Source organism: Bradyrhizobium sp. CCBAU 53351 (genome assembly GCF_015291745.1).
Classification (GTDB): domain Bacteria; phylum Pseudomonadota; class Alphaproteobacteria; order Rhizobiales; family Xanthobacteraceae; genus Bradyrhizobium.
The window spans coordinates 5,468,541-5,484,420 of record NZ_CP030059.1; the positions used below are offsets into that span (position 1 = coordinate 5,468,541).

Annotated in this window: 13 protein-coding genes and 1 pseudogene; 5 read left to right on the plus strand and 9 right to left on the minus strand. The window is 65.0% G+C overall.

Annotation, left to right across the window (positions count from 1 at the left end):
- The first annotated feature begins 39 nt into the window (after positions 1-39).
- Positions 40-1,116 carry a BMP family ABC transporter substrate-binding protein gene (locus XH83_RS25990; RefSeq protein ID WP_194408403.1) on the plus strand — a complete coding sequence of 359 codons (1,077 nt, stop codon included), beginning with the start codon at positions 40-42 and terminating at the stop codon, positions 1,114-1,116.
- A 106-nt stretch (positions 1,117-1,222) separates the two neighbouring features.
- On the opposite strand, the gene XH83_RS25995 is transcribed toward XH83_RS25990, so the two are convergent.
- Entirely contained in the window at positions 1,223-2,572 is a 1,350-nt protein-coding gene (locus XH83_RS25995; RefSeq protein ID WP_194403539.1) for an 8-oxoguanine deaminase, read from the minus strand.
- A 178-nt stretch (positions 2,573-2,750) separates the two neighbouring features.
- Here XH83_RS25995 and XH83_RS26000 point away from each other — a divergent pair, with 178 nt between their 5' ends.
- The 3 genes and pseudogenes from XH83_RS26000 (at position 2,751) to XH83_RS26010 (ending at position 7,716) form a co-directional block, all read left to right on the plus strand.
- Positions 2,751-3,575, plus strand: coding sequence for an FAD binding domain-containing protein (locus tag XH83_RS26000; protein ID WP_194408404.1), 825 nt, complete (start codon positions 2,751-2,753; stop codon positions 3,573-3,575).
- On the plus strand, positions 3,572-6,295 hold the full coding sequence (locus XH83_RS26005) for a molybdopterin-dependent oxidoreductase (protein ID WP_194403540.1): 2,724 nt from the start codon (positions 3,572-3,574) through the stop codon (positions 6,293-6,295). Before XH83_RS26000 ends, XH83_RS26005 begins: the two co-directional genes overlap by 4 nt.
- Before the next feature lie 22 nt (positions 6,296-6,317).
- A pseudogene (locus XH83_RS26010) lies at positions 6,318-7,716 on the plus strand (nucleobase:cation symporter-2 family protein).
- Here the strand turns inward: XH83_RS26010 and uraD are convergent.
- The 5 genes from uraD to XH83_RS26035 all read right to left on the minus strand — a co-directional run bounded on the left by uraD (position 7,713) and on the right by XH83_RS26035 (position 11,987).
- Positions 7,713-8,600 (minus strand): 2-oxo-4-hydroxy-4-carboxy-5-ureidoimidazoline decarboxylase, encoded by an 888-nt coding sequence (gene uraD, locus XH83_RS26015; RefSeq protein ID WP_194403541.1) that lies wholly within the window; start codon positions 8,598-8,600, stop codon positions 7,713-7,715. The pseudogene XH83_RS26010 and the gene uraD overlap by 4 nt on opposite strands.
- A 2-nt stretch (positions 8,601-8,602) precedes the next feature.
- On the minus strand, positions 8,603-9,538 hold the full coding sequence (gene puuE / locus XH83_RS26020; RefSeq protein ID WP_194403542.1) for an allantoinase PuuE: 936 nt from the start codon (positions 9,536-9,538) through the stop codon (positions 8,603-8,605).
- 1 nt (position 9,539) lies between these two features.
- On the minus strand, positions 9,540-9,953 hold the full coding sequence (locus tag XH83_RS26025) for a DUF3830 family protein (RefSeq protein WP_194403543.1): 414 nt from the start codon (positions 9,951-9,953) through the stop codon (positions 9,540-9,542).
- A gap of 88 nt (positions 9,954-10,041) precedes the next feature.
- Positions 10,042-10,317, minus strand: a complete 276-nt coding sequence (locus XH83_RS26030) for a hypothetical protein (RefSeq protein ID WP_194403544.1) — start codon at positions 10,315-10,317, stop codon at positions 10,042-10,044.
- Between the two features lie 1,262 nt (positions 10,318-11,579).
- Positions 11,580-11,987, minus strand: a complete 408-nt coding sequence (locus XH83_RS26035; RefSeq protein WP_194403545.1) for a hypothetical protein — start codon at positions 11,985-11,987, stop codon at positions 11,580-11,582.
- Positions 11,988-12,278: 291 nt separating this feature from the next.
- On the opposite strand from XH83_RS26035, the gene XH83_RS26040 reads away from it, so the two are divergent.
- Positions 12,279-12,536 carry a DUF2798 domain-containing protein gene (locus tag XH83_RS26040; protein WP_194403546.1) on the plus strand — a complete coding sequence of 86 codons (258 nt, stop codon included), beginning with the start codon at positions 12,279-12,281 and terminating at the stop codon, positions 12,534-12,536.
- A 54-nt stretch (positions 12,537-12,590) separates the two neighbouring features.
- Here the strand turns inward: XH83_RS26040 and XH83_RS26045 are convergent, their stop codons facing one another.
- The 3 genes from XH83_RS26045 to XH83_RS26055 form a co-directional block, all read right to left on the minus strand.
- The gene (locus XH83_RS26045; RefSeq protein ID WP_194403547.1) at positions 12,591-14,378 is read right to left on the minus strand and encodes a chloride channel protein; all 1,788 of its coding nucleotides are present in this window, start codon (positions 14,376-14,378) and stop codon (positions 12,591-12,593) included.
- Positions 14,379-14,390: 12 nt separating this feature from the next.
- Positions 14,391-15,044: an L-fuculose-phosphate aldolase gene (locus tag XH83_RS26050; RefSeq protein WP_194403548.1), complete on the minus strand. Its 654-nt coding sequence runs from the start codon at positions 15,042-15,044 to the stop codon at positions 14,391-14,393.
- 156 nt (positions 15,045-15,200) lie between these two features.
- A complete protein-coding gene (locus XH83_RS26055; RefSeq protein ID WP_194403549.1) occupies positions 15,201-15,827 on the minus strand; it encodes a MarC family protein in 627 nt (208 codons plus the stop codon).
- Positions 15,828-15,880: the final 53 nt, after the last annotated feature.

Below are 15,880 nucleotides of genomic sequence, written 5' to 3' on the forward strand. Positions count from 1 at the left end.
TTGCGGATCGTGGTTACCCCTGATGTTTGGAGATCGATGATGAGGAAATCATGTCTTGCGCTGGCCGCTACGCTCCTGCTCGCCGGGAGCATCGGTGCAGCCTCCGCCGCCGACAAGCTGAAGGTCGGCTTCATCTATCTGGGCCCGATCGGAGATTTGGGGTGGACCTATCAGCACGATCTCGCGCGCCAGGCTCTGGTCAAGGAATTGGGCGACAAGATCGAGACCACCTATCTCGAGAATGTGCCCGAAGGTCCCGACGCCGAGCGCTCCATCGAGCAACTGGTCCGCGCCGGCAACAAGCTGATCTTCACGACGTCGTTCGGCTACATGGATCCGACGCTGAAGGTTGCCAAGAAATATCCGAACGTGCATTTCGAGCACGCCACCGGTTACAAGCGCAACCCGAACATGTCGACCTATTCGGCCAGATGGTATCAGGGCCGCTACATCCAGGGCCTGATCGCGGCCAAGATGTCGAAGTCGGGCGTGCTCGGCTATATCGGCTCGTTCCCGATTCCGGAGGTCGTCTCCGGCATCAACGCGACGATCCTGGCGGCGCAGACCATCAACCCGAACATCAAGGTCAAGATCATCTGGGCCAACACCTGGTTCGATCCCGGCAAGGAGGCCGACGCCGCAAAGGCATTGATCGACCAGGGCGCCGACATCATCATGCAGCACACGGATTCGCCCGCCGCCATGCAGATTGCCAGCGAACGCGGCAAGCTCGCCTTCGGTCAGGACTCCGAGATGATCAAGTTCGGGCCGAAGACCCAGCTCACCTCGATCCTCGACACCTGGGGCCCCTACTACATCGAGCGCGTCAAGGCCGAGCTTGCCGGCACCTGGAAGTCCGAGGACAGCTGGGGCGGCCTCGACAGCCACATGTTCGCGATGGCGCCCTACACCAACATGCCTGACGACGTGAAAAAAATGGCGGAGGATGCCCAGGCCGCGATCACCGCGGGCAAATTGCATCCATTCAAGTGCCCGATCATTGGGCAGGACGGCAGGCCGCTGGAGTGCAAGGGCGGCGATCACCTCGACGACGGCCAGATCCTCGGCATGAATTTCTACGTCAAGGGCATCGACGACAAGCTGCCGGGCAAGTAGCACGCTTCTTGCTTTGACTAAAACACCTGCTCCTCCCGGAGGAGGTTCGGAGGGGGTGGCCAGAAGCACCCGGCACTTGTGGTCGCCCCCTCTTTCAATTCTGTCCCTATCCTGCCTGCATGGCCCGCGCCGCGGAACTGTGGCGACGGATGAGATCGGGGACATCGAGGCCCGGAATCGCGCCATCGATCACGGCCCATTGTCCGGCGACCATCACCCGATCAGCCCGATGGGCTCCGCACAGCACCAGCGCGGCCAGGGGATCGCCATGGCCGGAGAAGCGCAATTCGTCGAGCTTGAACAGCGCGAGATCGGCCGCCTTGCCGACGGCGATCTCACCGAGCTCGGGCCGGCCGACGCAGGCCGCCGAGCCCGTGGTGGCCCAGCGTAGCGCATCCTTGTGGCTGACTTTCGTTACGCCATAGCGGGCCCGTTGCAGCAGGAACACGGCCCGCACCTCCTGCATCAGGTTCGATCCGTCGTTCGAGGCCGAGCCGTCCACGCCGATCCCGATCCCGACGCCGGCCTCCTCCATCTCGCAGACCGGACAGCAGCCGGACGCCAGCAACTGGTTGCTGCACGCGCAATGGCTGATGGTCGTCTTCGCCTTGCCGAGGCGATTCATCTCGTCCGCGTTGAAGTGGATGCCATGGGCGAGCCAGGTTCGAGCGTTGAGCCAGCCGCATTGTTCGAGATAGTCGAGCGGACGGCAGCCATACATCTGCTCGCAGAATTTGTTCTCGTCCTCGGTCTCGGCGAGATGGGTATGCAGGCGTACGTCGAGCTTACCCGCGAGATCGGCGGTGGCGCGCATCAAGGACGTCGTCACCGAGAACGGCGAGCACGGCGCCAGCGCGATCTGCACCATCGCATCCGGACCGCGCTGGTGGTGTTTTGCGACCACGCGCGCGCTGTCGGCGAGGATCGTGTCCTCGTCCTGCACCACGTTGTCGGGCGGCAGGCCGCCGTCGCGCTGCGACAGGTTCATCGAGCCGCGCGTCAGCAGGACGCGCACGCCGAGCCGCTTTGCCACAGCCACCTCGATGTCGACGGCATCCTCGAGTCCTGCCGGGAAAACGTAGTGGTGATCGGTCGTGGTGGTGCAGCCGGACAGCAGCAATTCCGACATCGCCACGGTGACGCCGAGCTCGAGCGACTCCGGCGTCAACCGCGCCCACACCGGATAGAGCGCCTGGAGCCAGGGGAAGAGCTCGCGGTCCATCGCCGCCGGCAGCGCCCGCGTCAGGGTCTGGTAGAAATGATGATGGGTGTTGATCAGGCCCGGCAGCACGACGTGTTCGCTCGCATCGAACACCCCGACATCGGCGGTCGCGGGTGTGCCGCCGGCCGGCACGAGCTCGACGATCCGGCCGCCCGTCACCACAATCCCACGCTCGGCACCGTCGGCGAGGATGGCCAGGGGATCCCTGATCCAGATCGGCCTTGCATCGCTCATGATCCCGCTTCTCCTCACATTCGCTGACGACGGGACCGCGAGGCGGAGGCGGGTCCAATCACGGTCTTGCTGCGACTTGGCATTACGACTTCTTCCTGCGACTTCTTCTTGCGACTTGGCTCCGGTCTTGCAAGACTTTCCGTTGGACGATTCACCCGACGCAAGCGTGGGCGCAGCCATGGATTTGAATACCATCACAGCGGTCGCCCATCCGCAAACGCGCGCACAGCTGCCGGTTTGGACGGCAGGAGATGCTTGGCTCGCGGGCGGCACCTGGCTGTTCTCTGAACCGCAAACCCACCTGACACGGCTGATCGATCTCACCGATCTGAAATGGCCGGCGCTGACGGTGACCGACAGCAATCTCAGCATCGCCGCGACCTGCACCGTCGCGCAGCTCGATGGTTTCGCCTGCCCGCCCGACTGGCTCGCAGCGCCGCTGATCGGCCAGTGCTGCCGGGCTTTTCTTGCCTCGTTCAAGATCTGGAAGACGGCGACCGTCGGCGGCAATCTCTGCATGTCGTTGCCGGCAGGGCCAATGATCTCGCTCACCGCGGCACTCGACGGCGTCTGCACCATCTGGAAGGCCGGTGGCGGTGAGCAGAAGATTCCGGTCGTCGGCTTTGTCACCGGCAACCAACGCAACCGCCTGACGCCTGGGGACCTGCTTCGCCAGATCGATATTCCGCTTGCCGCGTTGAAACGCCGCACGGCGTTTCGCCAGATCTCACTGGCGCCGGTCGGCCGCTCGGCCGCCCTCCTCATCGGCAGTCTCGATGCCGATGGCACACTGCTGCTGACAATCACCGCCTCGACGGTGCGGCCGATCCAGCTGTCCTTTCGCGACGCCCCGGACGCGACTGAGCTGCATGATGCGATTTCACATCAGATCACCGATGATCTGTACCACACCGACATCCACGGACAGCCGCTCTGGCGCAAGCACATGACAGTGCGGCTTGCCGAGGAGATCCGCTGCGAGCTCTTGGGAGCGACACCGTGAGCTTCGAGATCAACGGCAAGACATTTGCGCAGGCGCCGCGCGCCGGCCAATGCCTGCGCACGTTCCTGCGCGAGCTCGGCCATTTCGGCGTGAAAAAGGGCTGCGATGCCGGTGACTGCGGCGCCTGCACCGTGCTGCTCGACGGCGAGCCGGTGCACAGCTGCCTGATCCCGGCATTCCGCGCCGAGGGACGCCCCGTGACCACGATCGAAGGTCTTGGCGGCGACCACGGCCTGCATCCGATGCAGCAGGCCTTCCTCGATGCGCAGGGCTTTCAATGCGGCTTCTGCACCGCCGGTATGATCCTGACCTGCGCCTCGCTGAACCAGGCCCAGCGCACCGATCTCGGCGCGGCACTGAAGGGCAATATCTGCCGCTGCACCGGCTACCGCGCGATCGAGGATGCATTGCTTGGCAGGACCAATGTCGAGGCGAGCGTCGGGCCCGGCGCCGCCTTCAGCCGCAGCCTGCCGGCCCCGGCAGGCCCCGACATCGTCCGTGGTGCTGCGCGCTACACGTTCGACACAGCGATCGGCGGCCTGCTCCACGTCAAGCTGGTGCGGTCGCCTCATGCTCACGCCAGGATCGTCGCGATCGACAAATCGGAGGCACTGAAGGTTCCGGGCGTGCACGCGGTGCTCACGCACGACGACGCGCCACCGGTGCTGATCTCGACCGCGCGGCACGAGATGGATTGGATGGACCCCGAGGACACCCGCATCCTCGACGACGTCGTCCGCTTCATCGGACAGCGCGTTGCCGCAATCGTTGCCGAGACCGAAGCCGCCACCGAGGAGGCGTGCCGGCGACTGGAGGTCGACTACGAGATTCTGCCCGCGCTGATCGACCCCGAGCAGGCGATGGCGGCGGGCGCGCCGATCATTCACCCTGACCGCACCACCGCGAACCGCATCGCCGATCCCCAGCGTAACCTTGCGGCAGAGATTCATGGCGAGTTCGGCGATGTTGCCTCTGCGCTCGCCACATCGGCCGTTACCTATGAGGCAACGTTCCACAGTCATCGCGTGCAGCATGCAGCGCTGGAAACCCATGGCGGGCTCGCGTGGCTGGACGACGCAGGCGTGCTCAATGTCCGCACCTCGACGCAGGTGCCATTCCTGACCCGCCGCGCGCTGTCGGACATCTTCCAGCTTCCCATGGACAAGGTCCGCGTGTTCTGCGAGCGCGTCGGCGGTGGCTTTGGCGGCAAGCAGGAGATGTTCGTCGAGGATATTCTGGCGCTCGCCGCGCTGAAAACCGGACGGCCCGTGAAGCTGGAGTTCACCCGCGAGGAGCAGTTCATCGCGACCTCGACGCGGCACCCGATGCGGGTGCACATCAAGGCCGGCGCCGATGCCGACGGCAAGCTCACCGCGCTGCAGCTCGATTTGCTCTCCAACACCGGCGCTTACGGCAATCACGCCGGGCCCGTGATGTTCCACGCCCTGGCGGAGTCCATCGCCGTCTACAATTGTCCGAACAAGCGGGTCGATGGTTTTGCGGTCTACACCAATACGGTGCCGGCGGGAGCGTTTCGCGGCTATGGCCTGCCGCAATCGCAGATCGCGATCGAGGCTGCGATCGACGAGCTGGCGAAGCAGCTCGGCATCAGCCCCTACGAGATGCGCCGACGCAACATCGTCAGGCCCGGCGATCCCATGGTGTCGCCGCCGCCGTCCGAGTTTCACGACGTCGTCTACGGCTCCTACGGGCTCGATCAGTGCCTCGATCTCGTCGAGCGCGCCATGCAGGCCGATGGCGCGCAGCCCGACCTATCGCCGGAATGGCTGATCGGCAACGGTATCGCGCTGACCATGATCGACTCCGCGCCGCCGGCCGGCCATCTCGCCGACGCCATGATCACGCTCAACGAGTACGGCGGCTTCGACCTCACCGTCGGCACCGCCGAGTTTGGCAATGGCACCAGCACGGTGCATCGGCAGATCGCGGCGACCACGCTTGCGACCACCGTCGACAAAATCGGCCTACGCCAGTCCGACACCGCCCATGGCGGCCACGACACCGGCGCCTATGGCAGCGCGGGCACTTTCGTCGCCGGCAAGGCGACGCATGCGGCCTCCATGCAGCTCGCAACCGAGCTGAAGGCGGCCGCCGCCGGCGCCTGGCTGTGCGACGTCGGGACCTGTGTGCTCGAGAACAATGCCGTCGTCAGCGGCGTGAAGCGCATGTCCTTTGCGGAGCTGGCGGAGCTCGGCCGCGAGCGCGGACGCATGTTCGCGGGCAACGGCAATTCCGGCGGCACGCCGCGCTCGGTCGGCTTCAACGTGCAGGGTTTTCGCGTCGCCGTGAACCGGGGCACCGGCGAGCTCAGGATTCTCAGGAGCGTGCACGCCGCCGACGCGGGGGTCGTCGCCAATCCCATGCAGTGCCGCGGCCAGGTCGAAGGCGGCGTCGCCCAAGCGCTCGGCGCCGCACTCTACGAGGAGATGGTGATCGACGCGAACGGCCGCGTCATCAACGCGAAATTCCGCGACTACCATTTGCCCTCTTTCGCCGACGTGCCGCGCACCGAGGTGTTCTTCGCCGAGACATCCGACACCGTCGGTCCCTTGGGGGCGAAGTCGATGAGCGAGAGTCCGTACAATCCGGTCGCCGCCGCGCTCGGCAACGCCATTGCCGATGCCACCGGCATCCGCTTCACCGCGCCGCCGTTCAAGCCGGACCGGCTGTTTCCGGCGCTGCTCGACAAGTTTGGTTAGGAATGTTTCGGGGGATTCATCCATGACCAGCGAAGTCCATCCCGTCGACGAGGTCCTGCCGGTCCCACGCCTCTTGGCGCTCGGGCTCCAGCACGTGCTGGTGATGTATGCCGGTGCGATCGCGGTGCCGCTGATCGTCGGACGCGCCTTGAAGCTGCCGCCGGAGGATGTCGCCTTCCTGATCAGCGCCGATTTGTTCGCCTGCGGGCTCGCGACGCTGGTGCAATGCATCGGCTTCCCCGGCGTCGGCATTCGCCTGCCCGTGATGATGGGCGTGACATTCGCTTCGGTCGGTCCGATGCTGTCGATGGCGGCAGCGCCCGACATCGGCCTGCTCGGCATCTACGGCTCCGTCATCGCCGCAGGCCTGTTCGGCATCATCGTCGCACCGTTCGTCAGCCGGCTGCTGCCGCTTTTTCCTCCTGTCGTCACCGGCAGCATCATCCTGATCATCGGCATTTCCCTGATGCGCGTCGGCATCAACTGGGCCGGTGGCGGTCTGCCGACGCTCACCAGGACGGTCGACGGCGTGGCCGGCAGCTTTCCCAATCCGGCCTATGGACAGTTGCAGGGCCTCGGCATCTCGCTGTTCGTGCTGCTGTTCATTCTCGGCCTGATCAAATGGGGGGGCCGGCTTCCTCGCCAATGTCTCGGTGCTGCTCGGCATCATCGCCGGCACCGTGCTCGCGAGCATTCTGGGCGTGATGCATTTCGACAAGGTCACCGCCGCCCCATGGGGCGCGCTCATCGTCCCGTTCCGCTTCGGCATGCCGCAATTCCATCTGGTGCCCGTTATCACCATGTGCGTCGTCATGATCGTGGTGATGATCGAATCGCTCGGCATGTTCCTCGCGCTCGGCGACATCACCGGCAAGGCCGTCGGCCGCGAGGCGCTGAGCCGCGGCCTGCGTGCCGACGGTGTCGGCACGCTGCTCGGCGGCATCTTCAACACGTTCCCCTACACCTCGTTCTCGCAGAATGTCGGCCTCGTCTCGGTCACCGCCGTGCGCTCGCGCTGGGTGACCATCACCGGCGGCTGCATCATGCTGGTGCTCGGGCTGCTGCCGAAGCTCGCCGCACTGGTCGAGGCGGTGCCGCTGGTCGTGCTCGGCGGCGCAGGCCTCGTGATGTTCGGCATGGTGGCGGCCACAGGCGCGCGCATCCTCACCTCGGTCGATTTCCGCAACAACCGCTACAATCTCTTCATCGTTGCGATCTCGATCGGCTTCGGCCTGATCCCGCTCGCCGCCCCCGGCTTGTTCCGGAATTTGCCGCACGATCTCCAGCCGCTGCTGGAGTCCGGCATCCTGCTCTGCGCGATCGTCTCGGTGTTGCTGAATGCCTTCTTCAACGGCCTGAGCGGCGGCGCGGCCGCGGAGACGGACGCCGCGGCGATCGCCTCATCCGCGCAGCATGTTTAGCTGCCGCGATAGGTCGAATAGCTCCACGGCGTCACCAATAGCGGCACGTGATAGTGGCCTTCCGGCTCGCTGATCGCGAAGCGCAGCGGGATTTCGTCGAGGAAAGGCGGATCGGTGACCTGCACGTTGCGCTCGGCGTAATATCCGGCAATGCTGAATCTGAGCTCGTAGCGGCCGATCGGCAACGGGCGGCCGCCGATCAGCGGCCGATCGGTGCGGCCATCCGCATTGGTGACCGCGCGCGCGATGACGCGGCTCTCCCCCAGCGTTGCGAGTTCCACGAGCTCGACCGGAATGCCGGCCGCAGGCCTGCCGATGTGATTGTCCAGCACATGCGTCGACAACCGGCCATGCACCTTCAACCTGTCGTCGGCAATGACGAGCTGATCGAGCCGCAGTGCCGAGATGCGGCCGATCTCCTCGATCGCACGGCGCGTCTCGGTCTTGACGATGTTGCGCAGCCTGATCTCGAAATCGCGCAGCACAGAGTCCTTGGTGTGCCGGCGCACGCAGACGATATAGGGGAAGCCGAACTTGTCGCGGTAGGCGTTGTTGACGCGCTCGAACGCGGCATATTCGGCATCCGACAGCCGGTCGAGGCCGGCGCTGTTCTGCTCGTCGGTCGATTCCGCCGTGAGCCCTGCCGCGCGCTGGGTCTTGCTGGCGAGATCGGGATGCGCGCGGATCAGGGCCAGTTGCACCTCGGGCTCGGCGCTTTGGATCGCCCCCATCAGCGCCGTGTGCAACTGATTGATGCCGGCGAATGGCCGCCTGTCGGCGAGCTGCTCAGCGATCCACGGCGAATATTCCACGACGTTGGCAAGCGCGGCGACAAAGTCGGCCTTGGTGGCGGCATTGAGATCGGACAGAGAGATTTGCGACATGATCAGCCGATCTCAAATGCGTCGGCGGCAAGATGCGCGTGCCTGGCGTGCCAGTGCTGCGCGATCTGTAATCGCGTCGGTACCCAGACACGCTCGTGCTTGCCGATATAGTCGAGGAAGCGGATCAAGCCCGCAGCGCGGCCGGGCCGGCCGGCGATGCGGCAGTGCAGGCCGACCGACATCATCTTCGGCGCGGTCTGCCCCTCGGCATAGAGCACGTCGAAGGCGTCCTTGAGGTAGGTAAAAAACTGCTCACCTTCGGCAAAGCCCTGCGGGTTGATGAACCGCATGTCGTTGGCGTCAAGCGTATAGGGAATGACGAGCTGCTTGCCGTTCGCGCCCTTGATCCAGTAGGGTAGATCGTCGGCGTAGGAGTCGCAGAGATAGAGGAAACCGCCCTCCTCCATCAACAGGCGGTTGGTGTTGATCGAGGAACGTCCGGTGTACCAGCCGAGCGGTCGCGTGCCGGTGGCTTCGGTATGGACGCGGATCGCCTCCGCGATCTCGGCGCGCTCCTGCGCCTCGGTCATGTCCTTGTGCTCGATCCATTTCAGGCTGTGGCTGGCGATGTCCCAACCCGCCTCGTTCATCGCAGCAACGATCTCGGGGTTGCGCTTCAGAGCAGTGGCGACGCCGAACACCGTGGTCGGCCAGTTGCGCTCGCCGAACATCCGCCACAGCCGCCAGAAGCCGGCGCGCGAGCCGTATTCGAACATCGATTCGATATTGGCGTGGCGCTGGCCGGGCCACGGCTGGGCGCCGAGCACGTCGGACAGGAACGCTTCCGAGGCGCGGTCGCCATGCAGGATGTTGTTCTCGCCGCCCTCCTCGAAATTGACGACGAACTGCACCGCGATGCGGGCATCATCGGGCCATTCCGGGTGCGGCGGGTTGCGGCCGTAGCCGAGGAGATCGCGCGGGTAATTGGTATCGGTCAAGTCAGACTTCCTCGAAGCGGATCGGCAGGGCGCCCTTCCACAGCACGCTCTTGCCCAGTGTTGCGAGATTCTCAAGGCCAGAGGTCAGCGTGATGAAATGGTTGCCGGCGAGCTGTCCCATCTTGCTCGCGAAACGCACGCCACCATAGGCCAGCAGGATCTCGGTCTCGCTGATGCCGCCGGGATAGAGGATGATATGGCCGGGCGCGGGATAGCTGGTGGGATTCTCGTAGCCGACGCCGAAATCGAGATCGCCGAGCGGCATCCACACGGCTTCGCCGCTCCAGCGCACGTGAATGATGTGGCTTTCGAACGGCAACGACTTGCGAAAGGCGGCGACCGTCTTGGGTGCCAGCTGCTCCTCGAAGCGGGCGTCGAAGCTGAATTCGCCGGCGCGGATAACGAGTTTGCTCATCGCGTCTCTCTGGCTCGGGCCGGGTGGCCCCCGGGAAACGCTCAAGCAAGAGCACTCCCGCCCGCTTCGCGCAAGTGGCCCGGTCGCATCACCTGCGGTCGTAGGACCAGCCGAAAATGCCGCTCCGCCTGACCTCCGGCTCGGCCGCTGCCTGCGCCGGCGTCTCCTTCAGTTCCGCCTGCGGCGGCGGTGCGGGCGGTGTCGGCAGGGTCTCGCATTTCATCGAATACACCAGCTTGCCATCCGCGGTCCGCCCGATCGGGGCACAGGGATCGGGATGCGCCGCATTGGTCTTCGGCGTCATCTTGACTTGCGCCGCCACCGGCGAGGCCAGCAGCAGCAGGACCAGCAGATATCTCGACATCGTTGTCGCCTGGAAGCTTAATTGATGCATTGAACCGGATTGCGGCCGGCAAGTCCATCGGCGCTAGTGGGCATGATTGCCGAATATTTGACCGGCGTGTGCCGGCGGGCTTCGCATCGGATGACAGGGGCGGAACGAAAGAGCAGGACGCAGCACGTCATCTCGTGTCCCGGCTCTGCAGCGCATCGCAAGGGCGCTGCGCTGCGTCCGGGGCACGCGAATGGAGTGTGAGGCACTCTCTCCACGTCATTGCGAGAAGCTCGCGACAAGATTGCCGAGCAATTTTGCGCTGATGCGACGAAGCAATCCAGAATCCCTCCGCGGATGGATTTCCGGATGCTTCGCTCCGCTCGCGATGACGGAGGATGACGCGACGGCATCGCTCTCCCCGCCCTACGAAATCCCCGTGCGTGGCACGCAGTTCAGATTGCAGACACACCTTCGCAGCCTCGCGGCTGATTTCGCCCGAGCTTTGCTTCATCTTCGCACCCTCAAATCCAAGAGGGCACAGGGAAGGCCGGGTGCCGACAGACACCCGCGGTCCGCTGCGCGAATTGCACGCGCACGCAGAAAACCGCACAGCAGCATACAGGTGGTGCCGATCACTCGGCCTTCCCTGCGCGGTGGTCGGACGGCTTATGCCGTGCTCTCCCGGGAGCCGAACTTTCCTTTGGCCTCCCTCGCCGTTCGAATTGACGATGCCGTCCACCCGGTTGGGCTCGCGCGCATCTTCGATCCGGCTTGACCGTAGCAACGACGGCCAGGACCACACGGTTTTGCCGTACGCACGGCCCGCCATGTCGCCGCAGTATTTCCAACCCCGTCGACGGAGCTGCGAAACTTACAGGCGAGACGAAGCCTAGCAGCGCCGTTCGTCTGCACGCGGCCGCGAGCTCACAGGGACTACCCGCCCTGCCCGCACCTCTCACGCCGACGCTGCCGCGTCCACCGCAAACCCGGCTCGCGATCAAGACGACCTCGAGATCGCCCCTCTTGGTGAGCCGGGATGGCCGACACATACGCCAAAACCGAATTTCGGTAAAGTGGAATGTTTTTAGCGAGACGGATTGACCGAGGGCGACACAGGCCAACCTCCCCCGCTCGGTCATCCCTCAAGGCCCGCCGAAGAGGCGAGCACATCCAGCGGCAGCGGCTCTGCCGTCACGCGGGGGTGACGGCGATGGAGTCGCTCATTGTCTCTCGGATTGCGCCGGGCGGCACTTCGCGCCGACCCGTTGGCTTCATCCGGACGAAACGACCGTCTAATATGGCTGGTAGCCGTAGCCCGGGTCGTAATAGAGACCGCCACCGCCGCCGTAATAGCCTGGGCCGCCGTAGTAACGGCGCGGGCCGTAATAGCGGTTCTCGTAATACTCCTGGCGCCGGCTCTCGGCGATGGCGCCTCCGATCACCCCCGCAGCAAGGCCCATGAAGGCGAGACCGGCGGCGTTCGGCCCGCGTCGATAATAATGGTGACGCCGGGCTGCGCTGAAATCGGTGACGTCGGAGGAAGCTTGGGCTGCCGCTGCAGCCTTTGCGGACACCGCCGGGGCCGACCCCTGGGACGCCGCGGCCGAGGGCGACGCAGAGGCTGCGAGCAGCGCCACGCCTGCGAGCGCGGCCAGGACCGTGTTGCGGCCGGCTGCGGATCTCTTCGGTCCATCACTCATCTTGATCTTCCTCTGTTCTGGCTCAAAAAATAGATAAGCAAACAGTATGTAACGCACAAACCACTGAAATGGTTTCCTGATCGCGGCAATCCGCCACGCTTTGAACGATTGTAAATCGAACGGTCGCATCCCAGCTTGCGCCCTCCAACCTGAGCGGATAATGAACAGCCGCGCCGTTTTTCGGTCGCCGTAAGCGTTTCACGTGAACCAACGCATCAACCGACGCCGTCGGGATCGATGCCATTTTATGGGTTCAACGTGACTGACGCGTCCTTTTCCAAGAGAAATCAGATGATTGTGGTTCGCAAACTGCCGGCGCGCTATGCGCCGATCGTGATGCCATTCGTGCTGTCCATCCTCATGACGGCCGTGGTGTCGGTCATTTCGACGCTTCGGAGCCTGGGAGCAACGCCGGCCTTCCTCGCGACCTGGCCGGGCGCCTGGGCGCTATCCTGGCTGGTCGCCTTTCCGACGCTGCTCGTGGTGCTACCGATGGTCCGGCGGATCGTGACGCTCCTTGTCGCGTCTCCGCCCCAACCAGGGCGGTAATGGCGTGGACGGCGGCGCATGGAGCCGCCCTCCCGCACCCATGGTTCTGTGATCCTACGACAGCGCGCCCAGCACGCCGCGCGTCGCCTTGTCGATCTCCTCGACATAGCGGCGGCGGGCGAAGTTTTCGGTGAGGAAGCCGACCACCTTGCGGCTGTCGGTGGAATCGACCACCGCCAGCATCTCGGCTTCGGCCTCGTCGAACACCGCCATCGCCGACTTCACGTTCATTTCCGGGATCAGCACGATGTCGATCAGACGGGCGAGCTCGATCACCTGGATCTCGTCGGCGATGGTGTCGAGGTCGTTGGAGAACAGATCGGGCAGCAGGACGAGACCGACATATTCGTCGGCATTGTTGACGATAACCACGCCCGGCCGCGAGCCCAGCACGAATTCGCGGCGGACGGCGGCGATCGTGGTCGTCGAGGGCACCTTGCCGACATCAGAGCGCATCAAGCGCTCCACGGTGAGATTGCGCAGCCAGCCGACGTCATTGGCGCTGCGGATGGTCTCGCCACGCAGATGCAGGCGCCAGGTCGAGAAGGAATGGCCGAACATGAAGCGGACGCAGATCGAGGTGACGATGCAGCCGGCCAGCACCACGGCGGTGACGTCGACGTTGCGGGTCATCTCGAGCACCAGGAACGACATGGTGAGCGGGCCGCCGACAATGGCGACGCCGAGCGTCGCCATGCCCGTCAGCATCGCGACCAGCGGATCGATCGCAAAGTTCGGACTGATCAGGAGCAGCACCGCGGCGAAGAACTTGCCGATCAGGCTGCCGACGAACAGCGATGCGAAAAACAGACCGCCGCGGAAGCCCGAGGCGAGCGAGATCAGGCAGGCCGTCACCTTCAAGGCGATGATCAGCGCGATCATGCCGATCGCCATCTCGTGAAAGAGATCGAGCACCATGGCGCCGTGGCCGGCCGCCAGCACCTGCGGCGTGATGATCGCGAATCCGCCGACGATGAGACCGCCGGTCACCGGTCGCAACCAGACCGGCATCCATTTGAACAGCCGCTCGAACATCGGCGAGGAGCGCATCACGGCGATGCCGACGCCGCTGGTGACCAGCGCGAGCCCGATCAGGGCCAGGTATTGCTCGACGCCGACGGCGCTGACCTTTGGGATCTCCAGCGAGTACGGCGCGCCGCCGAGCCATTGCGCGGTCAGCGCGCCGGCGAGCGAGGCGGCCAGGATCGGCGCGGCGCTGCCGACCGAATAGACGCCGACGATCAGCTCGCAGGCATAGAAGGCCCCGGTGATCGGCGCGCCGAACGCCGCCGCGATCGCCGCGGCAGCCCCGCAACCGACCATCAGGCGCAGATCGTTGCGGCGCAGATTAAAAAACTTGCCGAACAGCGAGGCGATCCCCGAGCCGATCTGGGTATAGCCCGCCTCGAGGCCGACCGAGGCGCCGCAGCCGTTGGAGATCAGCGTCTGGCTCGACACCACCACGCTGTCGCGCATCGACAGATTGCCGCCGCGCAGCGCATTCGCCTCGATCGGGTCGACCGCGCTCGAGATCTTCATGCGCCGCCGCGACCATTCCATGATGCCGAGCGCCAGCCCGCCAAGCGCAGGCGCGATCAGCGCCGCCCACGGACTCACATAGGCATTGGAGGAGAGGCGCACGTCGATGGGGATGCCGTAGATCACCACATGCGCGATCTGCGCGATCTCGGCCATCAGCGTCACGATCGCCCCGGCCAGCGTGCCGATCACCAGCGCCAGCGGGATCAGGTAGAACTCGTTGCTACGCAAGAGGGCGCGCAGCCGAACCATGGTCCGGTTCGTTCCCTTGCGATCGACGAGATGCCTGAGCCGCACGAACACTTTCTGCCTGCCCTACCCTTCCGACAGGCCGTAGCCGGCCATGCGCTGGCGGACCCGCTCGATCTCCTCGCTGGGGAGCAACGGCGGTTGCCCGACCTGGAGACAGCCGTGATATTGCCGCGCCAGCGTCTCGACCTCGACGGCGAGCCACATCGCCTTGTCCAATGTCTTGCCGATCGCGATCATGCCGTGATGGTCGAGCAGGCAGGCCAGCCGGCCCTCCAGCGCCCGCACCGCATGTTCGGATAATTCCGCGGTTCCAAACGTCGCATAGGGCGCGCAGCGGATGCTGTCGCCGCCGGCCGCCGCGATCATGTAGTGCACCGGCGGAATCTCCATGCCCATGATCGCCAGGATGGTGCAATAGGTCGGATGGGCGTGCACCACGGCGTTGACGTCGGGCCGCGACTTCAGGATGTCGCGGTGAAACCGCCATTCGCTCGACGGCTTCTGATCGGGCGCATGCGCGCCGTCCATGGTCATGAAGACGATCTGCTCGGGCGTCATGGCCTCATAGGGCACGCTGGTCGGCGTGACCAAGAGCCCGTCCACATGCCGGACGGAGATATTGCCGGAGGTGCCCTGGTTGATGCCGAGCGCATTCATGCGCCGGCAAGCGTCGATGATGGCCTGTCTCTTGGCGACCCCGTCCGTTGTCATCGACATCCCGATTCCTGACGATGGGCTTGTTAGACCGGAAGTACGTCAAAGCAACATGGCAGTGCAAGCGAAAGCGGCCCGGATCGGGTGCCGCCTCGGCGCCCTTCCGGCAAAATCACGAAATGGGCGGCAAAATCAACGGATTCACCTGACGTCGCAGCCCTATGACAGGCTGGCCCGGACGGCCGCAATCCCGTTGATCACGAACTGCACGGAATAGGCCGCGAGCAGCATGCCGAGAACGCGCGAGAGCACGGCATTTCCGGTGCGTCCGAGGGTCTTCGCGATCAGGTGAGCCGAGACGAAGCACAGCATGCAAAGCAGGCAGACCGACAGGACGACGGCGATGATGATCGCGAGCCTTGCCCCATAATCGGCGCTACCGGAAAGGAGCAGCGTGGTCGCGATCGCCCCGGGGCCGGCCATCATGGGGATGGCCAGGGGAAACACTGCGACATCGGAGGCGTGCTCCGCGGTTGCCTTGTCGGCCTCGCGGGCCTCGCGATGCGGTCGATCGCCGAAGATCATCTGGTAGGACACGCCGAACAGCAGCAGCCCGCCGGCGATCTGGAAGGCGGGGATGCCGATCCCGAGCTGGCGCAGCAGCCAGTTTCCGACCAGCGCGATCATCACCAGGATCGAGGCCGCGATCAGCGGCGCGCGCAACGCGATCGTGCGTTTGGCCGTGTCGGGCATGCTCCCGGTGGCCGCGATGAAGGCCGGCGCGAGGCCAACCGGATCGACAACCAGCAGCAGCGTCACGAAGGCGGACAGGGCGAAGTCGAGCATGGTCGGCGTGGTCCTTGGACGCAGGAACGATGGCGGCCGGGCTGACTTAGCCC

Bases quoted from the DNA above. Each gene is read 5' to 3' on its own strand.
- XH83_RS26025 (WP_194403543.1), bottom strand. From the start codon at position 9,953: ATGAGCAAACTCGTTATCCGCGCCGGCGAATTCAGCTTCGACGCCCGC.
- XH83_RS25990 (WP_194408403.1), top strand. From the start codon at position 40: ATGAGGAAATCATGTCTTGCGCTGGCCGCTACGCTCCTGCTCGCCGGG.
- XH83_RS26040 (WP_194403546.1), top strand. From the start codon at position 12,279: ATGATTGTGGTTCGCAAACTGCCGGCGCGCTATGCGCCGATCGTGATG.
- XH83_RS26030 (WP_194403544.1), bottom strand. From the start codon at position 10,317: ATGTCGAGATATCTGCTGGTCCTGCTGCTGCTGGCCTCGCCGGTGGCG.
- XH83_RS25995 (WP_194403539.1), bottom strand. From the start codon at position 2,572: ATGAGCGATGCAAGGCCGATCTGGATCAGGGATCCCCTGGCCATCCTC.
- XH83_RS26035 (WP_194403545.1), bottom strand. From the start codon at position 11,987: ATGAGTGATGGACCGAAGAGATCCGCAGCCGGCCGCAACACGGTCCTG.
- XH83_RS26050 (WP_194403548.1), bottom strand. From the start codon at position 15,044: ATGTCGATGACAACGGACGGGGTCGCCAAGAGACAGGCCATCATCGAC.
- uraD (WP_194403541.1), bottom strand. From the start codon at position 8,600: ATGTCGCAAATCTCTCTGTCCGATCTCAATGCCGCCACCAAGGCCGAC.
- XH83_RS26000 (WP_194408404.1), top strand. From the start codon at position 2,751: ATGGATTTGAATACCATCACAGCGGTCGCCCATCCGCAAACGCGCGCA.
- XH83_RS26055 (WP_194403549.1), bottom strand. From the start codon at position 15,827: ATGCTCGACTTCGCCCTGTCCGCCTTCGTGACGCTGCTGCTGGTTGTC.